Origin of the sequence: Streptomyces sp. NBC_01474, assembly GCF_035918215.1 — a bacterium.
Taxonomy (GTDB): domain Bacteria; phylum Actinomycetota; class Actinomycetes; order Streptomycetales; family Streptomycetaceae; genus Streptomyces; species Streptomyces aureus.
This window is the reverse complement of the sequence record NZ_CP109449.1, coordinates 9,261,063-9,285,242: the sequence shown is the minus strand read 5'-3', so window position 1 is coordinate 9,285,242 and position 24,180 is coordinate 9,261,063. Positions and strand designations below refer to the sequence as shown.

Sequence of the window (24,180 nt, the reverse complement as noted above, 5' to 3'; positions counted from 1 at the left end):
GCCGTCGTGTGTCCGCTGTGCACACTTCTTTGCACTCGGCCTTGCATACGCCTTTGCATACGTCGGCGATATGTTCTGCTGCTTAGGCTTCGCACATGCGCGTACTGATCGTGGAGGACGAGCCCTACCTGGCCGAAGCCGTCCGTGACGGTCTACGCCTTGAGGCGATCGCCGCCGACATCGCCGGCGACGGCGACTCCGCCCTGGAACTCCTCAGCGTCAACTCCTACGACCTCGCGGTCCTCGACCGCGACATCCCCGGCCCCTCCGGCGACGAGGTGGCCCGGCGCATCGTCGCCTCCGGCAGCGGCATCCCGATCCTCATGCTCACCGCCGCCGACCGGATCGACGACAAGGCTTCCGGGTTCGGGCTCGGCGCCGACGACTACCTCACCAAACCGTTCGAACTGCGGGAGCTCGTCCTGCGGCTGAGGGCGCTCGACCGCAGACGCGCGTACGCCCGGCCTCCGGTCCACGAGATCGCGGGCCTGCGGCTCGACCCCTTCCGCCGGGAGGTCTTCCGCGACGGACGCTATGTGGCGCTCACCCGCAAACAGTTCGCCGTCCTTGAAGTCCTCGTCGCCGCCGAGGGCGGGGTCGTCAGCGCCGAAGAACTCCTTGAACGGGCGTGGGACGAGAACGCCGACCCCCTCACCAACGCCGTGCGCATCACCCTCTCGGCACTGCGCAAACGGCTCGGCGAACCATGGGTCATTGCCACGGTGCCCGGCGTCGGCTACCGGATCGACACCGGTCCGGACACCACCGCCCCCGGCAGTACGCCGCATGGATAGGCGCCCCGGGCTCAGCGTCCGACTGAAACTCACCCTCAGCTACGCCGGATTCCTCGCCGTCGCCGGCGCTCTCCTGCTGGCCGTGGTGTGGGTGTTCCTGCTGCGCTACGTACCTGACAACCCCAAGGGCCTTCTCGGGATCTCGCCCAACCGCTACCTCCTGGTGCACACCTTCGCCCCCGCCGCGGCCGTGGCGATGGTCTTCCTGCTCATGTTCGGCCTCGTCGGGGGATGGATCCTCGCCGGCCGGATGCTCGCACCGCTCACACAGATCACGGATGCGGCACGGATGGCCGGGAGCGGGTCGCTGTCCCACCGGATCCACATGGAGGGCCGCCAGGACGAATTCCGTGAACTCTCCGACGCGTTCGACTCGATGCTCCAACAACTCGAGTCCCACGTCGCCGAGCAGCAGAGGTTCGCCGCGAACGCCTCCCACGAACTGCGCACCCCGCTGGCGATCTCGCGGACGCTCCTCGACGTCGCCCGCAAGGACCCCACGCGGGACCGGGGCGAACTCATCGAACGCCTGCACGCCGTCAATACGCGGGCGATCGACCTCACCGAGGCCCTCCTGCTGCTCAGCCGTGGCGACCGCGGAAACTTCATCCGCGAGAGCGTCGACCTTTCCCTCATCGCCGAAGAAGCCACCGAAACACTGCTCCCGCTCGCCGAAAAGCGCCACATCACGCTCGACGCCACCGGCGGGGCGGCCCGGACCAGCGGCTCCGCGGAGCTCCTGCTGCGGATGGTGACGAACCTCGTCCAGAACGCCATCGTCCACAACCTCCCCGCCGGCGGCACCGTGACGGTCCGCACCGAGACGCACGGCAACACGAGCGTGCTGCGGGTCGAGAACACGGGCCGTCGGCTCCCACCGGAACTGGTACCGACCCTCACCGAACCCTTCCAGCGCGGAACGGAACGCGTACGCACCGACGAGCATGCCGGCGTCGGGCTCGGCCTGGCCATCGTCCACAGCATCGTCCACGCCCACGACGGGACCCTCGAACTCGTCCCCCGCCCCGCCGGCGGTCTCCTCGTCACGGTCCGGCTTCCCGGCACGCCGTAGGCATGGTCCCCGAGCATGGTTGGCGGTCGGGCACAGCGTCGTGACACCGGAGCCGACCTGACCGGGCTCGCCCGGGCCGCCCCGCGCCCACGGGCCGGACGGCGAAGTTCTACCAGAGTCCCTCTACGGGCGTGCACGTACGTGGCCGGATGGCGGATCGGCTGCGATGCTGCCTCATGGGGACAAGACCGCGGCGCAGCCAGGCCGAGCGGGACGCGATCACCGTCGAGATCGGCTATGCACTGTTCAGCGCGTGCTTCCTCGGTGGTGTCGTCTTCGCGACCATCGCCGGCCCCGCCGCCGTCTGGCACCTCCCTCCCGCCATTGAAGAGTTGTTACTGGCTACGGGAACTGTCGTGGGCGGCGTTCTGGCAGTGCTGCGTGTCGTTCATGTCCTGTGGCGGTTCGGATCGCCGCATCGCTGACGAGTCATCAAATCTACGGCGGCGGCCGCATCATGACGGTGGTCTGGTGGCGCAGGGACAGGATCTCGGCGTCCTTGGCGCGGTTGAATCGCTCCAGGTCCGTGCACTGGGGCCACATCGGTAACGTGGCGCTGTTACCGAATGCGACGTTCAGCATGGCCTACCGTGATTCGACTTCTGGACGGGTCTCTATGCCGAACCTCCGTGCCTCGCGCTCGGCGGCGCAGGACTCGGGGCGATCAAGAAGCTCGAACGGTAAAGGCGGCTTTCCCTCGTCGAGAAAGCCACCCACGAGGTGTACCCGGGCATCCGGCTGATCACGTCGCCCGGGCACACGCTTCGACCACCACGACCCTGAGATCGTCAACTGGCTCAGCGCCCGGCGCCGACCGCCTTGGATAGGGCCTGTTTCGCTGAGCAGGCTCAGCCGCTTTCAAGGCGGAACGCCGGGCATGTGTCCGGGTCGGCACTGGTGAGCGCATCCGGCTCGTCGAAGGAGACTCGAACCGTCGCGTACTTGGCGATCTCGGCTGTCTTGTCGACTTGCCAGGTACCCGAGCCGTCGAACGACTTGTCCTTGCCATACCTCGGGAAATCGCTGCTCGGCCACGGGTGCACCGTCAACGTGCCGCCGAACTGACCAGAAGTTGCCTTGAGGGTGATCGTGGCTCCGTCGCCGTCGCCCGAACCTCGGTAGCTACCCTCGAGATCGGCTGAGCTGACCTCCCCGGTTTCCTCCGGCACGCACCGCTCGAACGTATCGGACGAGCCGCCCACGAACAGTCCGCCGGCAAGCGCGGGGGCGGCGGCCTCTGTGTGATCGGCCGCCGCCCGCATGGTCAGCGCTTGTGGTGGGGCTGCTGGACTCGGCCGTTGACGGAGGTGACCGTCGGGTCGAGGTTCTTGAACTGGTCGGTGTAGGAGCCCACCGAGATGCCTCGTACCTTCTGGGACTGGGCCAGTTGCTCGAACGAAGCGGTCTTGGACGCCGTGGTGAGGATCCGGATCGCGCTGCGCTGCAGGTCGCCCAGCCGCATCGTGTAGGCGCCGGCCGCAGGGTAGTTGCCGGTCAGGGTGACGGTGTAGGAGGTTACGGGGCTGGTCGAGTCCCCTGCCGTGCTGTGCCGCACGTCCGAGACCGTGACAGCTGCCTTCTGGGTCGCGGTCAGGGCGGAGGAGGCGAGCAGGTCCTGCACGGCCTGGTAGGCGTCGTCGACCGAGGTGAACTTCGGGTGAGCCGTGTAGGTCTGGTTGTTGATCGCATCGATCGTCGTGGTACCGGACAGCGGGGTCTTCGACAGGTCCGTCGTGCCGTCGACGGTGGAGGAGACGGTGGTGCTGCCGCCGGCTGCCAGGGTGAGTCCGCCGAGCTGGAAGGTGTAGCTGGTGGAGCCGGTGCTCCGGACGGTCTTGGTGTAGGCGGGCAGGCCGTGGACGTCGACGGTCGGTGCGGCCTTGACGGTGGCGTTGACGATGTCGGAGGGCTTGCCGCCGGGCTCTATGAGGTCGTTGCCGGAGTACATGGTGTTGGTGGCGCCGTGCGCTCCGCCCCAGTCGGTCATGACGGTGCCCTTGAAGCCCCATTCGCCGCGTAGCACGTCGGTGAGCAGGTCGTAGTTGCCGGAGGCGTAGGTGCCGTTGACCTTGTTGTACGAGCTCATGACGGACATGGGCTGGGCGGCCTTGACGGCGATCTCGAAGCCCTTGAGTTCGATCTCGCGCAGAGCCCGCTCGCCGACCACGGCGTTACTGGAGTTGCGGGCGGTCTCCTGGTTGTTCGCGGCGAAGTGCTTGATGGTCACCCCCACGCCCGGGTTGCTCTGGACGCCCTCGGTGGTGGCCGCGGCGGTGAGTCCGGAGATCAGGGGGTCTTCGGAGTAGTACTCGAAGTTGCGGCCGTTCAGGGGGTCGCGGTGGATGTTCATTCCGGGTGCCAGCCAGAGGGAGACCCCGTATTCGTTCATCTCCTTACCGACGGCGGTGCCGACCTTGTCGACCAGGTCACGGTCCCAGGTCTGGGCCAGGAGGGTGCCGATGGGCCAGGCGGTGCCGTACTGGTAGGTGGGCGGGGTCGTGGCTATCTGCTGGGTGAGGCGCAGTCCCGCGGGTCCGTCGGACAGTGTCATGCTCGGGATGCCGAGGTCCTCGTGGGCTCCGGTGGTGTATCCGGCGGCTCCGACGGCTGACGGGGTGGTGCCTCCGACGCTGGAGCCTTCCACGATGTCGGCGAGCTGCTTCACCGTGAGTCCGGCGACGAACTGCTCGATCGAGGTCTTGCCCTTGGCCACGTCGTAGAGGGTGCTGCCGGAGCTGGCCCTGACGTGCTTGACCTTCTCTCCGGTCTTGGGTGCGTAGGGGGCGCCCGTTCCCTCCCAGTCCTTCTCGTCGTGGTCGAGATAGACGGTGGTGGAGGAGATCTTGTCCCTGTCGAGGGCGTAGTAGGGCGAGGTCGAGTCGACGGTGACGTTCTGCTCGCTGTCGGAGGCGTCGTTCTCGGTGTGGAACGAGCGGGGGTCCAGGTTGATGCGCCGGGCGTGGGCGATCTCCTGCTTCTCGTCGGCGTAGGTGTAGAAGTCCGCGGGCTTGCTGGTGAGTTCGCTCGCGGGCTTCTGGTCGTTCAGCTCGTTGTGGTCCTGTTCGGTCACGACGGGCTTGGCGAGGTTGAGCTTGGCGGCGACGTGAGTGTTGCGGGACGAGTTGCCGACGCGGACGAGGTAGTCACCGGCGTCGAGGACCCATGCGGCTCGGGATTCGCTGTAGGAGGCAAGTGAGGAGGTGTTGAAGGTGACCGTCACGGTCTGCGAGGCGCCGGGGGCAAGGTCGTCCGTCTTCGCGTAGCCGGCGAGCTGCTGGTAGGCCTTGTCCGCGCCGGTCTGCGGGGCGGAGACGTAGACCTGCACGGTCTCCTTGCCGCTGTAACGGTGCCCGGTGTTGGTGACCTTGGCGGTGACCGATACCTGCTTGGCGCTCGCGGTCACCTTCTGCGCCTGGATGCTGAAGTCGGTGTAGGAACCGCCGTAGCCGAAGGGGTAGTTGACGACGGAAGCGGGGTCGTTCTCGTTGATCGAGCGGTAGAAGGAATCGAAGTAGCGGTATCCGACGTAGATGCCCTCGCTGTACTCCTCGGTCGCGGAGTTGCCGTCATTGTTCGCAAAGGTTGCGGAGGCCGGATAGTCGGAGTAGCTGGATGCCCAGGTGTCGGTGAGCTTCCCGGAGGGGGCGGTGGTGCCGTTGAGGACGTCGACGAGGGCGTTGCCGCTCTCCTGGCCGGCCTGGCTCATCAGCAGCATCGAGTCCAGGGCCTGCCCACCGGACGAGTCCTTCTCCGCGGCGTTGATCTGCTGGTAGAAGCTGGTGTCGATGATGCCGCCGGAGTTGATTACCACGACCACGTGCTGGTAGGTGCGGCCCAGCAGTTCGAGGTTGGCCCGTTCGGTGTCGCCGAGGAGGTAGTCGCCCTTGCCGGAGGAACGGTCCGATCCCTCGCCGGAGTTGCGGGCGATGACGTAGACGGCGGTGCCGGTCTTGGCGGTCGGCTTCACCGTGTCCGTGGTCAGCGGCTGTTCCACGGAGGCGTAGTCGATCGTGGGGCCGAAGATGCCGCCGGTGGGGGTGCCGTACTTGGTGTCGTAGGCGCTGGTCATGGCGGACCAGTAGGCGTCGCTGGTGGTCACGCTGTAGCCGGCGTTCTCCAGCCCCTGGCGAGCGGTGATCGTGTACCGGTTGTTCACGTTGCCGGAGCCGGTGCCGCCCTTGACGGTCCGGTAGGCGCCGACTCCGTACAGGGCAATGTTGCCCGAAGAGGCGACGGGGAGAGCCTGGCCGTGGTTCTCCAGCAGGACCATGCCCTGCTCGGCCGCCTTGCGGGACAGGGCCGCGTTGGCCTGCTCAAGGGCGGTGGGCTGCGGGTCGGTCGTCGCGGCCTGGGCGGGGATCAGTCCGCCGAACATCAGGGTCGACGCCACGACCGAGGCTGCGGCGGCCACGATCATGGGTCTGTTCCGGGGGTAGCGCGGGGCGAAGGTCATCGACAGCGTCCTCTCTGTCCAAGTCCGGCTGAGAGCCGGACGCAAGAGGAGGCTATGGAGCCTCTTTTGGCCCGTCAATAACTGAAAACAGCTACGTTTCCCGGGTTTTGCGTTAACCCGGCAAAACAAATTCGCCCGTCATTGGCTAAATGCAGGGAGGTGCCTATCATCAGCGCATGGACGTGACCGCCGATCGCTCCTCACCACGCAACAGGACCCGCGAAGAGATCTTCCGCGCCCTCCAGGGCGGCAGCATCACGCGCGCGCACCTCGTCGAGACCACGGGCCTGTCTCGCAGCACGGTGAACCATGCCGTTTCGCGGCTCATCGCCGAGGGGCGCGTGACGGAGGACGATCCGGAGGTCAAGGGACCGGGCAGCGGCAGCGGCCGCCCCGCCGGCGTGCTGCGATGCGTACCCCGCCACGGCAACGCCACGGCGATCGACTTCGGACACACACACGTCAAGGTCGCCGTCGTCGACGGCTCCGGCCAAATGGTCGCCCAGCGACGCGCCGATCTGAATGTCGACCTGTACGCGGCTGAAGCCATGGACGCCGCCGCGGACATGTTGAGGGATCTTCGCCAGGACCACGAAATCGACGCCGGTTCCACCGTGGTGGTAGGGATTCCCGGGCCGCTGGACTCCGCATCCGGCCTGGTGCGCTCACCCACGATTCTCTCCAGCTGGGTCGGACTCGACCCCGGACAGGAACTGATACGCCGACTCGAACTGCCGGTCCACGTCGAGAACGACGCCGTGCTGGGTGCATACGGTGAACTGCGGCGCGGCGCAGGCATGGGTTACGCAGACTTCCTGTATGTGAAGGTCTCCCACGGCATCGGGGCGGGCATGGTACTGAACTCCGAGCCCTACAGAGGTTCGCTCGGTTTCGCCGGGGAGATCGGTCACACGCCGCTGTCCGGGTACACGGAGCTGTGCCGGTGCGGCAGACGAGGCTGTCTGGAGGCTGTCGTCTCCGTCTCCTCGATCATGGCCCAGGTCGCCCACACTCATCCAAGCCAGCAGTCCGACGCCTCGCTCCAGGGGCAACCCGACGACCCCACGACCCGGCGCATCCTCAACGACGCCGGCCGCATGCTCGGAGGTGTTCTCTCCGTCCTGAGCAATCTTCTCAACCCGGCCGCACTCATCATCGGAGGCGAACTGGGAGCAACCGGTGGCCCGCTTCTGGAAGGTATCGACGCGACAGTGAAGCGCGACGCCCAGCCCGCGATCGCCGCGTCCCTGAAAGTCCTGCCCGCCCAGCTCGGGGAGAACGCGGAACTGGTCGGCGCGGCGGTACTGGCCGGCGAACTGGCCCAGAGGTGAAACGAGTTACCGAGCTCCAGGCGGCATGCAGCGTTGCGCCGCCAGACATTGCCCGACAACAACGGTCGTTTCGCCGGGCACGTTAGCGCACCCGCATGACGCCGACACCTCAGACAGGGGCCCCGGTCGGCGTCCACCGCCACGAACGAGGGCCTGCCCGACCACTCTGCTCGTCTCACCCCCGGCGAAGACGCATGCAGTCACCTGCGCAAGAGGAACAATCATGACCGTGACGCGCGGACCGCGCAGCTCAGCCGCTCTCCTGGAAGCTGCCGTCCTGAGTTGCTTTGACACGGCCCCAACCCTGAACCGTGCAGAGGTCGCCCGGCACACCGGTCTGTCGCGGACCGTCGTCACCTCAGTGCTTAACACCCTGGTCGACCGGGGAACTCTCTCGGTCGTCGCCGGCTCCCCGGTCAGAACTCCCGGCCGCCCCGCCATCGCCTATCAACTCCGCGCATTCGCCGACCCCGTCGGCCTGATCCGGTTCGGGGAGTCCACTTCCGCTCTGACGGTAGTAAGCCCGGCGGGCCCGTACTCGGCAGTCCCGATCTCGAAATCGGCCACTCAGCCCGACCGCTGGGCCGCCGAAGTCCTTGAACTTCTCGAGAAGGCCGGTAGCAAATACTGCTCGCCGGTCAGACAGGTAGTAGTCGCCGCACCGTTCCCCGTGTCCCAGGACGGCCACCCTGCGATCCCCGCCTCTGCCGTTCGAGACGAACGTCTGGCCGGGTACTTCCGCGCGGTGGAGGAGGCTCATGCGCGCCTGAGTGCAACGCTCCGTCAGCCGGTCGTCCTGGTCAACGACGCCCAGTTGGCCGGACTGGGCGAGGCCGTCTTCGGTGCCGCCACCGGCGACCACTCCAGCGTGCACCTGAGTGTGCGTCACGGCTTCGGCTGTGGCATCGTCATCGGCGGCCATCTCTTCACCGGTCCTGGCGGCACCGCAGGCGAGATCGCGCACGTTCAGATCAGCGCCGACGGGCGCAAATGTCTCTGCGGCGGCCGAGGTTGCCTTGCGACCCTGTTGACGAGCAAGCACACGGATCGCGCCCTTGCCACGCTCTACGGACGACCGCTCACCCCGGTCGAAACGAACGAACTGGTCGCTGCTCGCGACCCCATGGCCATGGAGTTCTACCAGGACATCGGACATAAGGCCGCCCGAGCCCTGGCCGGCCTGGTCACGGTCCTGACGCCTGATGTGATCGTCATTGATGCCGAACTCGGACCGGCACACATACCGTTCACGACCTCACTCGCCGACGGTCTGGCCGAACACTGCCCACCGACTCAGCTCCAGGACCTGCGGCTCGTACGTGGCAGGCTCGCAGACGCACAAGCATACGGAGCTGTGGCCCTGAGGCTGGACGCACCTGGCCAGCGTGGCACGGCGACCCAGAACCGACTGTGAGCGCCCCGGTCCACCCAGATGGAGGCCATTCTCGCCCTCGCTGCCGCTATCGCTGGCGCCCGCGCGAATGTGGTCACCTCGTCCCGTGGAGAACACCCGACGGAAGCCGACCAGGTCACCGCGACGCAATGAGCGCGTGCACGCTCGTTCCCGTGGCCGTGGCGGCGGGCACGAGATGCCGGAGCGGCGACCGCCCGGCGGGATGGCTCCCAGCATCAGGCCCTCCAGACTGAGTAGATCGGGCACCAGCCACACCCAAATTGGTCGTCCTGATTCAGTACGCCGATCGCGGCTCGCTCAAGCCCATCCCACCGTTCAATCCATCTCCTTCCTCAGACCGTCCTACGCACAGGCCCATCCCCTCGCTCAGGAAGGTCCCCATGTCCGTCACCGACGCCGCGCAAAGCCTTGCCCCCGGCTTGGTCTCCGATCCGCGCCTCGTCAACGAAGACCTCGCCCCCCGCCGGCAAGCGAAGGCTTCCGTGCTGTCCTGGCCGATGAGCACGAACCCGCCGTTCCAGGGCGTGACGCTCACACGCCTGTCGGCCGATGTCGTGGCCCAACTCGTCACGGACGCGATCCGTCCGTCGGCCTGACCCGCATGGACCGGAAGGTGCGGGCGATATCGACGTGACCATGACGCGCCACCGTGCCCCCGACATCGTTGTCGAAGCACGGCTGCACGGGTCGCGGCCCTACGCGATGCGGCAAGCCCCGAGGGGGCACCACGCGCCAGGGCGTGCGGTCGCCTTACGGCGTGTAGACGGCGTCACTGCCGTACAGCTCCCTGGTGAATGCGGAAACATCGGCACTGCGATCAGCGCCGTCGAGGTTGTACGTCAGATAGACGCCGTACCCCTCGCTGACGGTGCGGCGGGCGAGGTCGGCAGTTGCGGCCGAGAGCGCGAGCGCGGCCGCCCGCACTCTGCTCCGCATCAGAGTGAACATCGTCGATCGGTCTCCCATCGCATGAGGCGGCGCGGGAAACGGAGAACCTACCGACCAGACCGGAGGCGAAGCTGACGGCGAACGTCGCGGTTTCCTCGTTCTCGCCCCCCCAACTCATCCAAGACAGAGTCGGAGTTGTAGCCGACGGCGGCGCCGAGCGGCAGCGGACGGCTAGGCCCTGCCCGATGGCCGGGGCCGAGGTCATCCGGGCCACCGGGCAGAGATCTATGGGGTGTCGCCGCGGGGACGGCAGGGCAGGGCATGCCTCATGGCGGACTCTCTCCGTCGGGGTCGAAGGCGCCGGGCGTGGCTGCCAGGACGAACTGGACGCTGCCGTCGCAGACGACGAGCGAATAGGTGATCCCCCGAGCGAGCTGTCCGCCCGCCCGTTGGTGCTCGGCGTGGTCTTGGATCCATGCGCGCACCGGTCGGGCCAGTTGGTCATCGAGCTGGTCGGCAACGTGTCCGGCTCGCCATCCGATCCAGGCCAGCGCCTGCTCAGGTGTCCAGCAGGCCTGTCCGCCCAGCCAGAGCATGCGGCCGTCGCAGAGGTGAGCGGCAACATCGCACCAAAAGGAACCGCGCACTGGCGCTTGGGAAGGTTGCCGGTCATGGATTTTCTGCGGCGGGGCCTGCTCCACGACCATGGGCGGGTCCGCCCGCGTCGCGCGGAGGGCAGGTGCGTGGGGAGCTTCCCGCGCTGTCACAGCGCGCCTGCCGTCTGCTCAGGAAGAGTGACCGCGGCCTCAACGTGGGTCCCGTCGGCCAGCGGTGTGGACCCCCATCGGGTGGCCAGGGCGTCGACGAGGGCCAGGCCTCGTCCGTGTTCCTCCTCGGGGCACGCCTGTCGTGCGACGGGGGTTCCGGACAGTCCCTGGTCGGTGACGGTCACGATGGCCTCAGTGGCGGTGACGGACACAGTGATCTCGATGGTCCGACTCGCTGTGTGGACCACGGCATTGGTGACGAGCTCACTGACGATGAGCCGCAGAGCCTCGACGATGTCGTCGTCGATCTGCCACTCCCGCAGAGCATCGACCGTGTGCGCGCGGGCGTGGGCCACGCTGGAACGCAAGGCTCCGGGCAAGGCCACCCTGCGCCGGCGCGGTGGACAAGTGCCGGCTGTGGGGTGAGCTGTGGTCAGGCCTTGTGCAGGGACCGGTTCGAGGTCACGGCCCGGGACTTGCGCGGTGGAGTCGTAGCGCGCAGGAGGAGTCGGTTTCATGTGAGGCGCGCACCTCCCGAGCATGTCGCTCCCGCGAAGGCGAGCCAAGGCGACTCCAACGTGACCAGTGCGGTAGTGATGGCCTCGCACAGCACGTCGCTGTCGGTGGTGGCCGGCCTCTCGGGACCGGGGGCGCAGATCCACGTGCGACCGCCCGTGTGGCGGCGGCTGGCGGCCGTGAACTCAGGTGCAGGGCACCGCATCACGGCGTCCTCAACACAGTTGGTGGCCGGCAGCGCAGGCCAGGTAGCTCCCGTGCCCGCCGCGACGACAATTTCGACCGTGGAGCGGGCGCGGTTGGCCAGGATCGGCCCCAGCGGTGTTCCGTTCGCCTCAAGAACAGCCAGAGCCGCGACGGCCACGGTGCCACTGACGCGTAACACCTCCGCATCGGTGATCCTGACAGTGCCACAGCGGCCCAACCGCCAGGCCCGCTGGAGCCCCTCCCCCGGCTCGGCGCCTGGCGTCCAGCTCTCGGCCCTGCCGTAGGCGGGCATCACCGCGTGCCCCGGACAGAGCGAGGGCAGTTGGGGCAGACCCGCACCGCGTAGCCAAGTAATCCTCGCAACTTGACGTAGGCGAACCCACCGGGTTGCAGGTTCTTCGTACTCCCGCATCCTGCACAGGCGTTGCCTCGAATCCTTTCCCAGACCTCGGCCGGCGTGCTCAGGCCGTCATGCTCGCGGGCCCGCACGTCGCCTGGCGTACCTGGCTTGGGCGGGAGAGGAACGAGACATGACGCGGGGGCGGGGTGGGCTTGGGTACTCAAGAGTGGCCCTTCTTTGTCGTCGGCGGGCGATCGACCTCGGCCCACAGGGTGGAGCCATCCGGGGCGGCGATATGGCCGAACCGGTCTGCCGTGGCCTGCAGCGCTGCGAGCAGCCTGCGACGTACGTCTTCGTCGAGGTCGTCCGGGACTGGTGCGGTGACGCGTATGACGGTTGTAAGGGTCTGGGTGTGGGGTGGAGTGGCGAAGGCGTGCTGGAACAGTGCCTCCAGCCGGCTGGTGCGGTTCTTCGGTGAGTCCACAGCTCTCCCCCACACAGGCCTCATCACGCAACGTAGATCTGATGCATTAGCTTGCTGCTGATGCATTAGCTTGTCAATCGGGATGCAGTAATTCCCGCCGCCTCTGTCCACGCCGACGTACGGAGACACCACATGGGGCACGAGCCGCCGCCGTACCAGCGAGTCGCCGCCGACCTGCGCCGCCGGATCTCAGCCGGAGAGTGGGGAGTCGGCGAACGGCTGCCCAGCCGCGCCCAGCTCGCCGCGCACTACTCCGTCGGCCCCAACGTCCTCCAAAAGGCCACGGAACGCCTGATCATCGAAGGCATCCTGGAAGGCCGCTCCGGGTCAGGCACATACGTATGCCGCCCACGTGAGCGTCGCCGCATGGTGCGTTCGCGCCACCGCGAACGACGCGGCGGCTCCCCCTTCCGCGCCGACATGAGCGAACTCGGACAGGCCGGCGCCTGGGAGTCCAACTCACAGGCCCGAACTCCCGCCCCGGACCACATTGCCCAGCGCCTCGGCATCTCACCAGGTGACCTCTGTGTGCGAACGGACTACGAATTCCTCGCGGATGGCCGACCCGTACAGACCTCGGCGAGCTGGGAGCCCATGGCCGTCACCGGCCAGAGCCCGATCGTGCTGCCCGAGATGGGCCCACTCGCCGGCCGCGGCGTTGTGGAGCGGATGCGGTCCATCGGCATCGTCATCGACAACGCCGTCGAGATCCCGCGGCCGGGGCGTGCCACCCAGGCCCAGGCGAACCTGCTGGGCATCAGTGTCGGCGACCTGGTACTGCTGATCGAGCGGACCTACTACGACACCGACGGTCGTCCCGTCGAAACGGCGGACATCGTCGTCCCCGACGTGCGCTGGGAAGTCGCCTACGAGTACGGCATAGAACGGTCGGATCAGTAACCCACATCCAGGTTCCGGCTCGGGGTGACGCACCGCCCGCTTCAGCCATCTCCACGTCGAACCACGGCTCCCCGACTCTTCCTGGAATCGGCCGATGGCCTGCTGCACGGCGAGCGCCGTGCAGCAGGCCATCGTCAGCCGCCCCGCCTGAATCTCCGTCCAGGCAGCGCGTGATGCACCCCGTCTCCGCCCCCCTTCCCGCCGCGGCCCGTCTCATCGGGCCCCGAGCGCGGAGGCCCCCAGCCGACGCGCAACAAGGCAGAACGCGGCTCCGAACCCCGAGCGCGCACGCGCCGGCCTAGTCCTGCCGCCTGCTCTTTCTCTTCTACTTCCTTCCACCTTGTCTGCCAGGCCGAAGGGTGCGTGAGAGGGGTTGTCGGCAAGACCGGTACGCCCGTACCGGCCTATCTGACCTGCCGTTTCCTCTCTCAAGCGGTGGAGGGTGCACTAGGGACTTTGAGGCCCATTTTGCAGGTGACTTTGCTAGGGGTTTTGAGGGTGAGTTTGTCGGCGACGCCGGTGCTGGCGGCCGCGGCCCGAGCGGGTCGTCACAGGCGTTGGGCCTCCCTCACCCGGGCACTGCCACTCCATCACGACCTCCACTAGGAGGCTCCGCGATCACGACTGAATCAGAGTCCGTCACAGCAGACCGGTACGCATACCGGTACGCGTCTCGCTGCACCGCACCGCCGGGCGCCACTGCGCACTCGCCTGTCGCCGCCTGCGCAACGGCTCGCGGGTGGTTGCGCAGCACCACATGTGAACCTTCCCCTTGATCGTGGACACCTGGAGACTGGGACCTGAGGTTCCAGAGGAAGTAGCGCCAGGTGGGAAGCAAGTACACGAAGCGGTACACCGAGGAGTTCAAGCGGGACGCGATCGCGCTCGTCGACTCTTCGGGCAAGACGGTCACGGCGGTCGCCCGGGATCTCGGCATCAGCTCCGAGTCCCTGCGCGGCTGGTATCGCCGGGCCAAGGCAGATCGGGGCGAGGGAGCCCCGGGTGAGCTCACCACGGCCGAGCGCGAGGAGCTCAGGCGGCTGCGTCGGCAGAACGTCGAGCAGGCCAAGACGATCGAGGTGCTGCGAAAAGCCGCGGTCTTCTTCGCGAAGGAGAGCGATCGGTGAACGACACGTACGCGTTCATCGAGGCGGAGAAGACCACCCACGGCGTCGCTTTCCTCTGCGGCTGCTGAAGGTTGCCCGCTCCTCCTTCTACGCCTGGCTCGCCGCGGCCAGGACCCGATCAGTCCGCAAGGCCGCCGACGAGGCCCTGGTACACGAGATCACCGTCATCCACGTCGGCTCACGCCAGACCTACGGCGTCCCGCGCATCCATGCCGAGCTGCGGCGTCTGGGGCGGCGTGTGAACCGCAAGCGGGTCGCCCGCCTGATGCGCGAGCACGGTATTCAGGGAGCCCATCGCCGCAGGCGGCGGTCGCTGACCCGGCCGGATAAGAAGGCGAAGCCGGCGCCAGACCTGATCGGCCGGGATTTCCACGCCGAGATCCCCGGCACGAAGCTGGTCGGCGACATCACCTGCCTCCCGACCGCCGAGGGCTGGCTCTACCTCGCCTGCTGGCTGGACCTGGCCACCCGCGAGGTCGTCGGCTACTCGATGGCCGACCACCACCGCGCAGACCTGGTCGTGGATGCCCTGAAGATGGCCGCCGGCCGTGGGCGGCTCCGGCCCGGCTGCATAGCGCATTCGGACCGCGGCAGCGAATACACCAGCAGTCAATTCCGCTGTGAAATAGGTGAGTTGAACCTCCGGCAAAGCTGCGGACGCACCGGATCATGCTTCGATAACGCCGCCGCGGAGAGTTTCTGGGCCCTGCTCAAGGAAGAGATCGGCACCAGAGTCTGGCCCGACCGGGCCACCGCCCGCGCCGACGTTTTCGACTTCATCGAGACGTTCTATAACCGCCGCCGACTACGCAAGCACAAGGCCTTCGGCTACCTCACCCCAGCCGAGACCCGGCAACGGCACCAACACGGCCTCGCAGCATAGAGATCAAGTGTCCAAGATCACGGGGAAGCTTCAGCCGATCCCGTGCCACCCGGCTTCGAGGGGCGCCGCGCGACTGCCCACGCCCATCGCCATCCGGCGACCGCTACGCGTTCTACCGGGGCGGATAAGCACGTATCGAAACGCGCACCGGCCTACAGAACACCCAGGTCAATGACCTGTTAGGCGCACCTATGGTCAGCAGGACGCAACGGTCGCTCAGGTATTGGTACGCGTTTTGCCGTGCCGCTCTAGCCTTCCGGTACGCGTTTTGGCGGGCCCCGCAAGGGCGTTACGACCGCTCACCATCGACCGGTACGGGTTGCGCAGTACCCGGTGCGCAACGCGCCTCGATCGGCAGTGCGCAGCCGGAGTCGGGGCCGGGCAGGCGTGCTGCGCACTCCCAGGACCGCGTTGCGCAGCGAGCCCGAGCACCTGCGCACTGCACCCCGAGTACGGGATCCATAGGGCACTGCGCAGTCGTAGGCCGTACCCCGGCACCGGCACAGGTCACTGCGGCACCGAGGCGTGAGGAGGCTGCGCACCACACTGCGCAGCTTCCGAGAACGAGGGTGCGCAGTCGGCCGTCGGCCGCTACGCAGCCCCATAGTTGGACACGTTGGGTGAAGGCTCGCCTGACCTTTCGCGGTCGCTGCGCACTCCCCGGACCGGTACGCGTGTCGGTACGCGTTGGGGCGGGCGTCACCAGAAGGGCGTGCCGAAACGCGTACCGGTTTGCGTACCGGTCCAACGTGACCAACTCGCAACCGCAGACCCCAGAAACCGGTACGCAAACCGGTACGCCCTGTTGGCTTGGCTCATGGCATCAACAGCCTCCCCCTCCGGGAGTTCGCCGATGCCAGCACCCACCCTTGAGGCGCCGCCGACCGCGGCCGGTCTCGACCTCCACCGCACGCCGCATCGTCCGTCTCGGACGGGCCAGTGCGTGGGCCAGCCTTATCTCCAGCCCGGCCGCCTTCGCCCTGGCTCTCGCTCAGCCGACCACCACCGTCGTCGCACTGGCGCCCCCGCACCAGCCCGCACCAGCTCTGCCGCGGCGGCACCGGTCCATCCATCCGGCTACGTCGGCGGGTTCGTCGACGCCGTCGGCGCAGGCCATCGCAGGGCCGTGTCCGGCCGTTCCTGCAGGCGCAGACGGTGCAGCACCTCGTGGGGCAGCGGTGCGAGGAGTGCGGCGAGCACGGTCCGGCCCTCGGGAGCGAACATCGCTTTCTCCGGGCCGAGTTGCCGTTTCAGCACGTCTTGCGATAGGGAACGTAGTGCTCCCCAGCTCTCATTGCCCGCCGAGTCGGACCGCAACGACCACGTACAGGGTCGCTGATGTCGTCAGAAGCAGAAAGGTGAGAACCGTGTGGACGACGAGCCCTCGTCCCGGCGCAAGGCCCAGGTATGCCCGGGCCGCACGGCTCACCTGGGGGCGGGGGAATCCTCGCGCGGCGTTCGCGTCGGCCTTCTCGATCGCTCGGCGAAGCTTCCCGCGGGATCTCTTCGTCGTGATGCCCAGGCGCACACCATGGGCGTCGCACACCAGCAGGGTGCGGTGCGGGCCGCCGTACGAAAAGGTCGTGAGCAGGCGGACGGTGGCGATCCCGTTCAGGTCGACGGAGCGTTCGCCGGTCAGGGTGCGCGCGGTCAGGTGCGACGACGAGTGCCGGAACGGGGCTCGCTCCTCGGACAGCTCGGTGAGGAGGACGGGGCCGATGATCCCGCACAGCAGGGCGAGCACGATCGGTGTGCCTTCGGGGACCGCCCCGGTGCGGGCCAGTCCGTAGCCGGCGAGGGGCAGCAGAAGGACAGCCACCGCCAGCCCCGATCCCACGCGCGCACGCGCCACGCTGCGGGTTGTGCTTGCCTCCACTGACGCCCCCATCTCTGCCGAAGGGCACCAGCATGCCTGCGCGGTGAGTCCAGCGCACTGCCTGTGTCCGGCAATCTTCGGCCGATGCCGCGGGAGCGTTGCGCGGCGCCACCGCTTGAGGGATGTGCCCGTCCGCAGACAGCAAGGAAGGCGTAGAAACAAGAAAGGCAAGGAGGTCTTCCCACTCCTTGCCACTTCTAACTTATAGCGCACTGGGGGGCTTGCGGCAAGGCCCCCACCATCCCGCACAATCGCTGGCCGAGGCCCGAACCTGCGGAAATGGGAGATCAACGAAGTGCATGTGTTGTTGTCGGTCGACAGGTCGCGCGGTGGCGTCGAACCGGTGGTGGGACTCGTGTCCCCGGTGTGGACGCTCAGTGCCGAGGTGCGCGTGTGCGCACCGTCGGACTTCGCAGACGTGACCTCGGATCGGAGCTGATGACATGACCTCCAGTACTTCCACGACCACCAGTGCGTTCCGCCTTCCCGAGCGTCTCTCCTCCAAGGCTGACGCGACCCTGATCGCCGGCGACGAGGCGCACTTCGCGGCCATCGCGAGCAGCCTCGACCAGACGATCACCGAACTCTCCGACCGTCTCGACGCCCTGCGCAGGGCCCCCGGCGGCATCGGCCGCGAGGCGATGGACCGGGACTCGGAGATCCACCGGCTGACCGGCCGCCTGCGCGCCCTGCGCCGCTTCGGCCTGGATCTGTGCCTGGGCCGTGTCGTCGGCGCGGACGACGCCGGGCCCCTGTACATCGGGCGGCTCGGCCTCACCGACAGCGAGGGTCGCCGGCTGCTTGTCGACTGGCGCTCCCCCGCCGCCGGGCCCTTCTTCGGGGCGACCCACGCCAACCCGATGGGCCTGGCGAGCCGCCGCCGGTACCGCTGGACCGGCGGCCGGATCAGCGACTACTGGGACGAGGTGTTCACCGCCGACGGCCTGGAGCAACACGCCGCGCTCGACGACCAGTCCGCGTTCATCGCCAGCCTGGGCAGCAACCGGTCGGCCCGTATGCGCGACGTCCTCGGCACCATCCAGGCCGACCAGGACGCCATCATCCGCGCCGGTTCACGCGGCGCCCTCGTCGTCGACGGCGGCCCCGGCACGGGCAAGACCGTCGTCGCCCTGCACCGCTCCGCCTACCTCCTCTACTCCGACCCGCGCCTCAGCCACCGCCGGGGCGGTGTGCTGTTCGTCGGTCCGCACCGGCCCTACCTGGACTACGTAGCCGATGTCCTGCCCAGCCTCGGAGAGGACGGTGTACAGACCTGCATCCTGCAGGACCTCGTCACCGAGGGCTCCGCGGCGACCGTGGAGACCGACCCGGACGTGGCCCGCCTCAAGTCGTCCGCGGACATGGTGCGAGCGATCGAGAAGGCCGTCAGGTTCTACGAGGAGCCGCCGACCAAGGGCATGACCGCCACGACGGCCTGGTCCGACATCTGGGTGAGCGCCGACGACTGGGCCGAGGCTTTCAAGGCGCCGGGTCCGGGCGCTCCGCACAACGAGGCGCGCGAGCAGGTCTGGGAGGAACTGGCCTCGATCCTCATGGACAAGCAGGGCATGGACGAGGACGAGGACGGCGTCTCGCCCGAATTGTTCCTGCGGTCGCTGCGGCAGGACCGGGACCTCGTCGCGGCCCTCAACAGCGCGTGGCCGCTGCTCGAGGCCGCCGACCTCGTCTCCGACCTGTGGACGGTCCCCGCCTACCTGCGGATGTGTGCCCCCTGGCTCGACCGCGACGACGTGGCGAAGTTGCAGCGCAAGGACGCCCCCCAGGCCTGGACGGTGTCCGACCTGCCGCTCCTGGACGCGGCTCGGCAGCGGCTCGGTGACCCGGAGGCCGCGCGGCGCAAGCGGCAGCACGACGCCGCGGTCGCCGCCGAGCGCGAGCACATGGCCCTCGTCATCGACGACATCATCTCGGCCGCCGACTTCAACTCGGCCGGCGACGACAGCGAGGGCGCGGTGCGAATGCTGCGCGGGAAGGACCTCCAGGACAGCCTGATCGACGAGAGCGCGCTGCCCACCGCCGACCCGGACCGGCTCGCGGGACCGTTCGCGCACATCGTCGTGGACGAGGCGCAGGAACTAACCGACGCGGAGTGGCAGATGCTGCTCCTCCGCTGCCCGTCCCGGAGCTTCACCATCGTCGGTGACCGCGCCCAGGCACGGCACGGGTTCACGCAGTCGTGGGAGGAACGCCTGGAGCGGGCCGGTCTCGACCGGATCGAGCTGGCGTCCCTGAGCATCAACTACCGCACTCCGGCAGAGGTCATGACGGAGGCCGAGCCCGTCATCCGGGCCGAGCTCCCCGACGCCAACGTGCCGACGTCCATCCGCAGCAGCGGCATCCCGGTCGTCCACGGACCGGTTACGGACCTGGATTCGATCCTCGACACGTGGCTCGCCGCACACGACGACGGGATCGCCTGCGTCATCGGCGACCCCGCGTTCCCGGCGACGTCACGCGTCCGGTCCCTGACCCCGGAGCTGTCGAAGGGCCTCGAATTCGACCTGGTCGTCCTCGTCGACCCGCAGGAGTACGGCGACAGTATCGAGGGAGCGGTCGACCGCTATGTGGCGATGACCCGGGCGACACAGCAACTCGTCATCCTGACGAGTCCCTGACCTGGGAGAGGCCGGTGGGCCCGGTGCGTGCGCAGGCGCGCGGCCGCCGTGTGTTGGCGTGGTCGAAGGGCAGGGTGCTGTCGATCACCGGTCAACGGCCGCTGGTGCGCGGGCCGTTGTACGTCGCCTCGGGGACCTTCTCCAGCCAGGCGGTCTCCTCGATGCCGTCGCCGGCGCCCTCCCACAGCGCGAGGTGCTCCATGAAGCGGTGCGCTGCGGACTGCTCTTCTGCCATGCCGTGCTCCTTGTGGTGCCGATAGCGGCGACACGTGTGGCGCCAGAGACGAGATTGGCACCCTTGCGCACGCCCACAAAGAGGAGACTTTCGTCCTGGGAGAGAAACATCCTGGGAGGAATCCCTCCCCCTCAGCAGCACAATGTCTCAGTGCTCACACTCACCGACATCGCTGAGGAACCGCTGGTCCTGACCAGCCGCCTGCGCCTGCGCGACGGTTCGCAGGCCGTACTCCGCCCTCTCGTCCACGCCGACGCGGAGCGCCTGGCGGGCTTCCTTGAGGGACTCTCCCCGGAGTCGAGACGGCTGAGCACCTTCGACGGCTACGACCTCGCGGCGGCCCAGGAGCTGTGTGACGCGATCGCGCGCTACGACAAGTTGCGGCTGGTGCTGGAGGACGAGTCGTCGGCGCGCATCGTCGGCCTGTTCGAGCTCAGCCTCGCGCTCACTGCCGGCGACACCGCGCGCTACCGGACCGCCGGGATCCACCTCACCGAGCAGACCGACTGTCGCTTCGGCCCCACGCTGGCCGACGCGTACCAGGGCAGTGGGGTGGGCTCGCTCGTCCTGCCGCTCGTCATGGAGGCCGTACGACAGCTCGGCAGGACGCGGGTCATCCTGTGGGGCGGCGTCCTCGCCGGCAATGCGCGGGCGCTGCGGTTCTACGAGAAGGCTGGGTTCCAGCTCGTCGGTCCCTTCACCGGACCGGACGGCACATCGTCGCTGGACATGATCCTTCCACCCGACTGCGCCTGACGCCATAGCCCACCTGACCTGCGCAGACGCTGAGGTCGGTCACGAGCCCGGCGCCGGAGGCGGACTCGTCCTCAGGTCCCCGCCTCCACCCCCCTCCTGCACCCATCGCTCTACAAAAGGGGTCCGGCGGTCATACCGGGGGATGACCGGCGACCTCGTCCGAGTACCGCAGCCGTGGGCCGGAGTCCGTCCCGGAGTCTGACATCCGGGCTCCGGAATGCGGCGACGATAGAGGGAGAAATCCTGCTGACTTCCCTGACGTGCCACGGGCACCGCCGGGCGGTCGCGCCTGCCTCCGCCTCCACCCGACGGGAGTCTCTTTCGCCGTGGCTACCTTCCTTTACAAACTAGGGCGCCTCTCCTTCAGGCGGCGCCGCTATGTGGCACTGCTGTGGGTGCTGCTCCTGGGCGGCATCGGATACGCGTCCTCGGCCGCGCCCGCGCCGCCCGCCGACTCGTTCTCCATGCCGGGCACGGACTCCCAGAAGGCCTTCGACCTGCTCGACGAGCGCTTCCCCGCCGCCAGCGCGGAGGGCGCCACCGCCCGAGTCGTCATCCGCGCGCCGGAGGGCGAGAAGATAACCGACCCCGCCGCGAAGGCTGAGGTCAACCAGCTCGTCGCAGCGCTCGGCAAGGGTCCGCAGGTCGCCGGCGTGGCCAACCCGTACAAGGCGAACGCCGTCAGCAAGGACGGCACCACCGCGTACGCGTCCGTCACCTACAAGGTGATCTCGACGGAGCTCACGGACAAGACGCATGACACGCTGAATGACGCCACCGACAAGACCCGCGCCGAGGGCTTCACCGTCGAGACGGGCGGTGACGCCGTCCAGGCCGAGCAGGAGATGGGCGGATCGGCCGAGCTCATCGGCATCGCCGTCTCCGCGGTCGTCCTCGTCATCACCTTCGGCTCGCTGATCGCCGCCGGACTTCCGCTGCTGACCGCCATCATCGGCGTCGGTATCGGTGTCTCCGGCATCGCCGCCCTGGGCAGCGTCCTCAACCTCTCGGGCACCACCTCGACGCTGGCGATGATGATCGGGCTCGCGGTCGGGATCGACTACGCCCTCTTCATCGTCTCCCGCTACCGCGCCGAGATCGCCGAGGGCCGAGAACCGGAGGAAGCGGCGGGCCGGGCCACCGGAACCGCGGGATCCGCCGTGGTCTTCGCCGGGCTGACCGTGATCGTGGCTCTCGCGGGTCTGTCGGTCGTCAACATCCCCATGCTCACCAAGATGGGCCTCGCGGCAGCGGCCACGGTGGCCATCGCCGTACTCATCGCGCTCACCATGATCCCCGCGCTGCTCGGCTTCGCGGGCAAGCGCGCCCTGCGTCGCAAGGACCGTAAGAACCTCAAGAGCCGCGCGGACAGGAAGGACAGCAAGGTCAGGGGCCTCACTCAGCCGGCCGCCGCGCACAGCACGGAGAACGCCAGGAACACCAAGCCCAACCTCGGCACCCGCTGGGCGCGCCTCGTGCTGCGCCGCCCCGTCACCGTGCTGCTGATCGGTGTACTCGGTCTGGGCGCCGTCGCCATCCCGGCGACGAGCCTGGAACTGGGGCTTCCCGACGAGGGGACGTCGGCGCCGGACACCACGCAGCGCAAGGCGTACGACTTGCTGTCCGAGTCGTTCGGGGCGGGCTTCAACGGCCCGCTGATGGTCACCGTCGACACGGGCGGAACGAAGGGAGCCGCTGCCGCCGCCAAGACGGTGGGCTCGTCCCTCGCCAAGGTCGACGGCGTCGCGGCGGTCACGCCCGCGTCGGTGAACCCGGCCGGTGACACGGCGATCATCACCGTCGTCCCGACCACGGGCCCGAGCGACCACAGGACCGAGGAACTCGTCAAGACGATCCGCTCGAAGGCGAGCGGCCTGGAGGCGGACACCAAGTCCGATGTCCTGGTCACCGGGCAGACGGCGATGACCATCGACTTCTCGCAGACCCTCGACGACGCCCTCCTGCCCTACCTGGGTCTCGTCGTCGGGCTCGCCTTCCTGCTGCTGATGCTGGTCTTCCGCTCGGTTCTCGTCCCCCTGAAGGCGGCCCTGGGCTTCCTGCTGTCGGTCGCCGCGGCCCTCGGCGCCGTCGTCGCCGTGTTCCAGTGGGGCTGGCTCGCGGACATCGTCGGCGTCGACCAGCCGGGCCCCATCATGTCGATGATGCCGATCTTCATGATCGGCGTGGTGTTCGGCCTGGCGATGGACTACGAGGTGTTCCTCGTGACGCGGATGCGCGAGGCGTACGTCCATGGGGCCCGCCCCGCCGAGGCGGTCGTCACCGGCTTCAAGCACGGCGGACGGGTCGTCGGCGCGGCCGCGGTCATCATGATCAGTGTCTTCTCCGGCTTCATCATGGAGAACGACGACATGATCAAGATGATGGGCTTCGGGCTCGCCATCGCGGTGTTCTTCGACGCCTTCGTCGTCCGCATGGCCATCGTCCCGGCGGTCCTCGCCCTGCTCGGCAAGTCGGCCTGGTGGCTGCCGCGTTGGCTCGACAAGCTCCTGCCCAACATGGACGTCGAGGGCGAGAAACTGCACAAGACGCTCGCGCCGTCGTCGTCACCGGCAGCCGAGGACGACGAGGAGGAGCGGGAACTGGAGCCCGTACGCGGCTGATCCCATGCGGTCCGGCCCCGCCCGGGTCTCCTCCCCGCCGCACGCCCGCCGCCCCGGTGATCACGGTCGCCGGGGCGGCGGGCGTGTCTCAGCTGCGGATCATCGACATCAACTGCCCATGGGTCTCGGCATCGGCGGCCACCACAAGTCCCCGCCCCCCAGCCCCGGCCGGGGCGCCGTCGATCCCGGTGACGACGCAGCCGGCGGCCCGGCACAGTGCGATGCCTGCGGCGAAGTGCACACTCCCGATGAGGTCGGCGCCATCGGTGACGTACGCGGCGCGCCTGCCGGCCGCGACCCAGGTCAGCGCCAGCGTCGTCGACACGACCCGCGGCCGGAACCGCTCGACGAACGCGGGGTGGGCCAGCAGGTCAACGGCCCTGAAGCCGGGCCGGTTGATGAACGGCGGGTCCAGATTGACGTCCACCAGCGAAGTGGCGGACGTCGGGGCCAGCGGCTCGTCCACCCCGTCACGCCGCACCCACGCGCTCGTCCCGTCCGTGAAGAACACCTCGCCGCTGAACGGGTCGGCCACCGCCGCCGCCCCGTCGCGCAGCGCCACGTTGACGGCAACGAGCATGCTGCCGGCGGCGTAGTTCAGCGTGCCGCACAACGGGTCCACCAGCCATTGGCGCGCGGCATCGGCCGTACCCTGCTGCCCGCCTTCCTCACCGACCACCGCGTCGTCGGGGCGGGCGGCGCGGATGAAGTCGACAATGGCCTTCTCGGCCTCCACGTCGGCGGCGGTGGCGAAGTCTCCCGCGCCCTTGTCGATGCGGGTGAGGCGTCGCCCGTACAGGCTGCGCACCACGTCGGCACCGGCACTCGCCGCGGCTGTCGCGACCGCGGAATCGTCAGAACTCGCAGATGAGTTGATCAC

At 68.3% G+C, this 24,180-nt stretch carries 21 protein-coding genes and 1 pseudogene; 12 read left to right on the top strand and 10 right to left on the bottom strand.

The genetic code is table 11. From position 1 onward, the window contains the following. Positions 1–95: 95 nt before the first annotated feature. The 3 genes from OG758_RS42480 to OG758_RS42470 all read left to right on the top strand — a co-directional run bounded on the left by OG758_RS42480 (position 96) and on the right by OG758_RS42470 (position 2,291). Positions 96–794: a response regulator transcription factor gene (locus OG758_RS42480; protein WP_326714760.1), complete on the top strand. Its 699-nt coding sequence runs from the start codon at positions 96–98 to the stop codon at positions 792–794. Further along, positions 787–1,866: a sensor histidine kinase gene (locus OG758_RS42475; RefSeq protein ID WP_326714759.1), complete on the top strand. Its 1,080-nt coding sequence runs from the start codon at positions 787–789 to the stop codon at positions 1,864–1,866. The genes OG758_RS42480 and OG758_RS42475 overlap by 8 nt, the downstream gene beginning before the upstream one ends. Positions 1,867–2,042: 176 nt before the next feature. After that, positions 2,043–2,291: a DUF6332 family protein gene (locus OG758_RS42470; RefSeq protein WP_326714758.1), complete on the top strand. Its 249-nt coding sequence runs from the start codon at positions 2,043–2,045 to the stop codon at positions 2,289–2,291. Between the two features lie 423 nt (positions 2,292–2,714). Here OG758_RS42470 and OG758_RS42465 read toward each other — a convergent pair whose 3' ends face one another. Together OG758_RS42465 and OG758_RS42460 are read right to left on the bottom strand one after the other, a co-directional pair. Further along, on the bottom strand, positions 2,715–3,128 hold the full coding sequence (locus tag OG758_RS42465) for a hypothetical protein (RefSeq protein WP_326714757.1): 414 nt from the start codon (positions 3,126–3,128) through the stop codon (positions 2,715–2,717). A gap of 2 nt (positions 3,129–3,130) precedes the next feature. Then, positions 3,131–6,319, bottom strand: a complete 3,189-nt coding sequence (locus OG758_RS42460; protein WP_326714756.1) for a beta-glucosidase — start codon at positions 6,317–6,319, stop codon at positions 3,131–3,133. 176 nt (positions 6,320–6,495) lie between these two features. On the opposite strand from OG758_RS42460, the gene OG758_RS42455 reads away from it, so the two are divergent. The 3 genes from OG758_RS42455 (at position 6,496) to OG758_RS42445 (ending at position 9,660) form a co-directional block, all read left to right on the top strand. Then, positions 6,496–7,650, top strand: a complete 1,155-nt coding sequence (locus tag OG758_RS42455; protein ID WP_326714755.1) for an ROK family transcriptional regulator — start codon at positions 6,496–6,498, stop codon at positions 7,648–7,650. A 25-nt stretch (positions 7,651–7,675) separates the two neighbouring features. Further along, positions 7,676–9,064: an ROK family protein gene (locus tag OG758_RS42450; RefSeq protein WP_326714754.1), complete on the top strand. Its 1,389-nt coding sequence runs from the start codon at positions 7,676–7,678 to the stop codon at positions 9,062–9,064. A 380-nt stretch (positions 9,065–9,444) separates the two neighbouring features. Continuing rightward, the gene (locus OG758_RS42445; protein WP_326714753.1) at positions 9,445–9,660 is read left to right on the top strand and encodes a hypothetical protein; all 216 of its coding nucleotides are present in this window, start codon (positions 9,445–9,447) and stop codon (positions 9,658–9,660) included. Positions 9,661–9,814: 154 nt separating this feature from the next. Here the strand turns inward: OG758_RS42445 and OG758_RS42440 are convergent. The 4 genes and pseudogenes from OG758_RS42440 to OG758_RS42425 all read right to left on the bottom strand — a co-directional run. Further along, a pseudogene (locus OG758_RS42440) lies at positions 9,815–9,955 on the bottom strand (chitinase); the annotation flags it as partial. 323 nt (positions 9,956–10,278) lie between these two features. Next, positions 10,279–10,659 carry a hypothetical protein gene (locus tag OG758_RS42435; protein ID WP_326714752.1) on the bottom strand — a complete coding sequence of 127 codons (381 nt, stop codon included), beginning with the start codon at positions 10,657–10,659 and terminating at the stop codon, positions 10,279–10,281. Positions 10,660–10,715: 56 nt separating this feature from the next. Continuing rightward, entirely contained in the window at positions 10,716–11,075 is a 360-nt protein-coding gene (locus OG758_RS42430) for an ATP-binding protein (protein ID WP_326714751.1), read from the bottom strand. A gap of 927 nt (positions 11,076–12,002) precedes the next feature. Next, positions 12,003–12,266, bottom strand: a complete 264-nt coding sequence (locus tag OG758_RS42425; RefSeq protein WP_326714750.1) for a hypothetical protein — start codon at positions 12,264–12,266, stop codon at positions 12,003–12,005. A gap of 132 nt (positions 12,267–12,398) precedes the next feature. Here OG758_RS42425 and OG758_RS42420 point away from each other — a divergent pair, with 132 nt between their 5' ends. From OG758_RS42420 to OG758_RS42410, 3 genes are all read left to right on the top strand, one after another. Beyond that, a complete protein-coding gene (locus OG758_RS42420; protein ID WP_326714749.1) occupies positions 12,399–13,166 on the top strand; it encodes a GntR family transcriptional regulator in 768 nt (255 codons plus the stop codon). 827 nt (positions 13,167–13,993) lie between these two features. Beyond that, positions 13,994–14,293 carry a transposase gene (locus OG758_RS42415; protein ID WP_114041739.1) on the top strand — a complete coding sequence of 100 codons (300 nt, stop codon included), beginning with the start codon at positions 13,994–13,996 and terminating at the stop codon, positions 14,291–14,293. Further along, positions 14,286–15,176 (top strand): IS3 family transposase, encoded by an 891-nt coding sequence (locus OG758_RS42410; RefSeq protein WP_326716219.1) that lies wholly within the window; start codon positions 14,286–14,288, stop codon positions 15,174–15,176. The genes OG758_RS42415 and OG758_RS42410 overlap by 8 nt, the downstream gene beginning before the upstream one ends. A 1,077-nt stretch (positions 15,177–16,253) precedes the next feature. Here the strand turns inward: OG758_RS42410 and OG758_RS42405 are convergent. Next, on the bottom strand, positions 16,254–16,400 hold the full coding sequence (locus tag OG758_RS42405; protein ID WP_326714748.1) for a hypothetical protein: 147 nt from the start codon (positions 16,398–16,400) through the stop codon (positions 16,254–16,256). Between the two features lie 67 nt (positions 16,401–16,467). After that, positions 16,468–16,995, bottom strand: coding sequence for a hypothetical protein (locus tag OG758_RS42400; RefSeq protein WP_326714747.1), 528 nt, complete (start codon positions 16,993–16,995; stop codon positions 16,468–16,470). Between the two features lie 500 nt (positions 16,996–17,495). On the opposite strand from OG758_RS42400, the gene helR reads away from it, so the two are divergent. Continuing rightward, positions 17,496–19,688 (top strand): RNA polymerase recycling motor ATPase HelR, encoded by a 2,193-nt coding sequence (helR, locus tag OG758_RS42395; protein WP_326714746.1) that lies wholly within the window; start codon positions 17,496–17,498, stop codon positions 19,686–19,688. Positions 19,689–19,779: 91 nt separating this feature from the next. Here helR and OG758_RS42390 read toward each other — a convergent pair whose 3' ends face one another. Next, the gene (locus tag OG758_RS42390; protein WP_326714745.1) at positions 19,780–19,923 is read right to left on the bottom strand and encodes a hypothetical protein; all 144 of its coding nucleotides are present in this window, start codon (positions 19,921–19,923) and stop codon (positions 19,780–19,782) included. Positions 19,924–20,073: 150 nt separating this feature from the next. Between OG758_RS42390 and OG758_RS42385 the strand changes: the two genes are divergently transcribed. Both OG758_RS42385 and OG758_RS42380 read left to right on the top strand, forming a co-directional pair. Next, a complete protein-coding gene (locus OG758_RS42385) occupies positions 20,074–20,679 on the top strand; it encodes a GNAT family N-acetyltransferase (protein ID WP_326714744.1) in 606 nt (201 codons plus the stop codon). 326 nt (positions 20,680–21,005) lie between these two features. Further along, positions 21,006–23,300, top strand: a complete 2,295-nt coding sequence (locus tag OG758_RS42380; RefSeq protein WP_326714743.1) for an MMPL family transporter — start codon at positions 21,006–21,008, stop codon at positions 23,298–23,300. 88 nt (positions 23,301–23,388) lie between these two features. Here OG758_RS42380 and OG758_RS42375 read toward each other — a convergent pair whose 3' ends face one another. Continuing rightward, entirely contained in the window at positions 23,389–24,180 is a 792-nt protein-coding gene (locus OG758_RS42375) for an inositol monophosphatase family protein (protein ID WP_326714742.1), read from the bottom strand.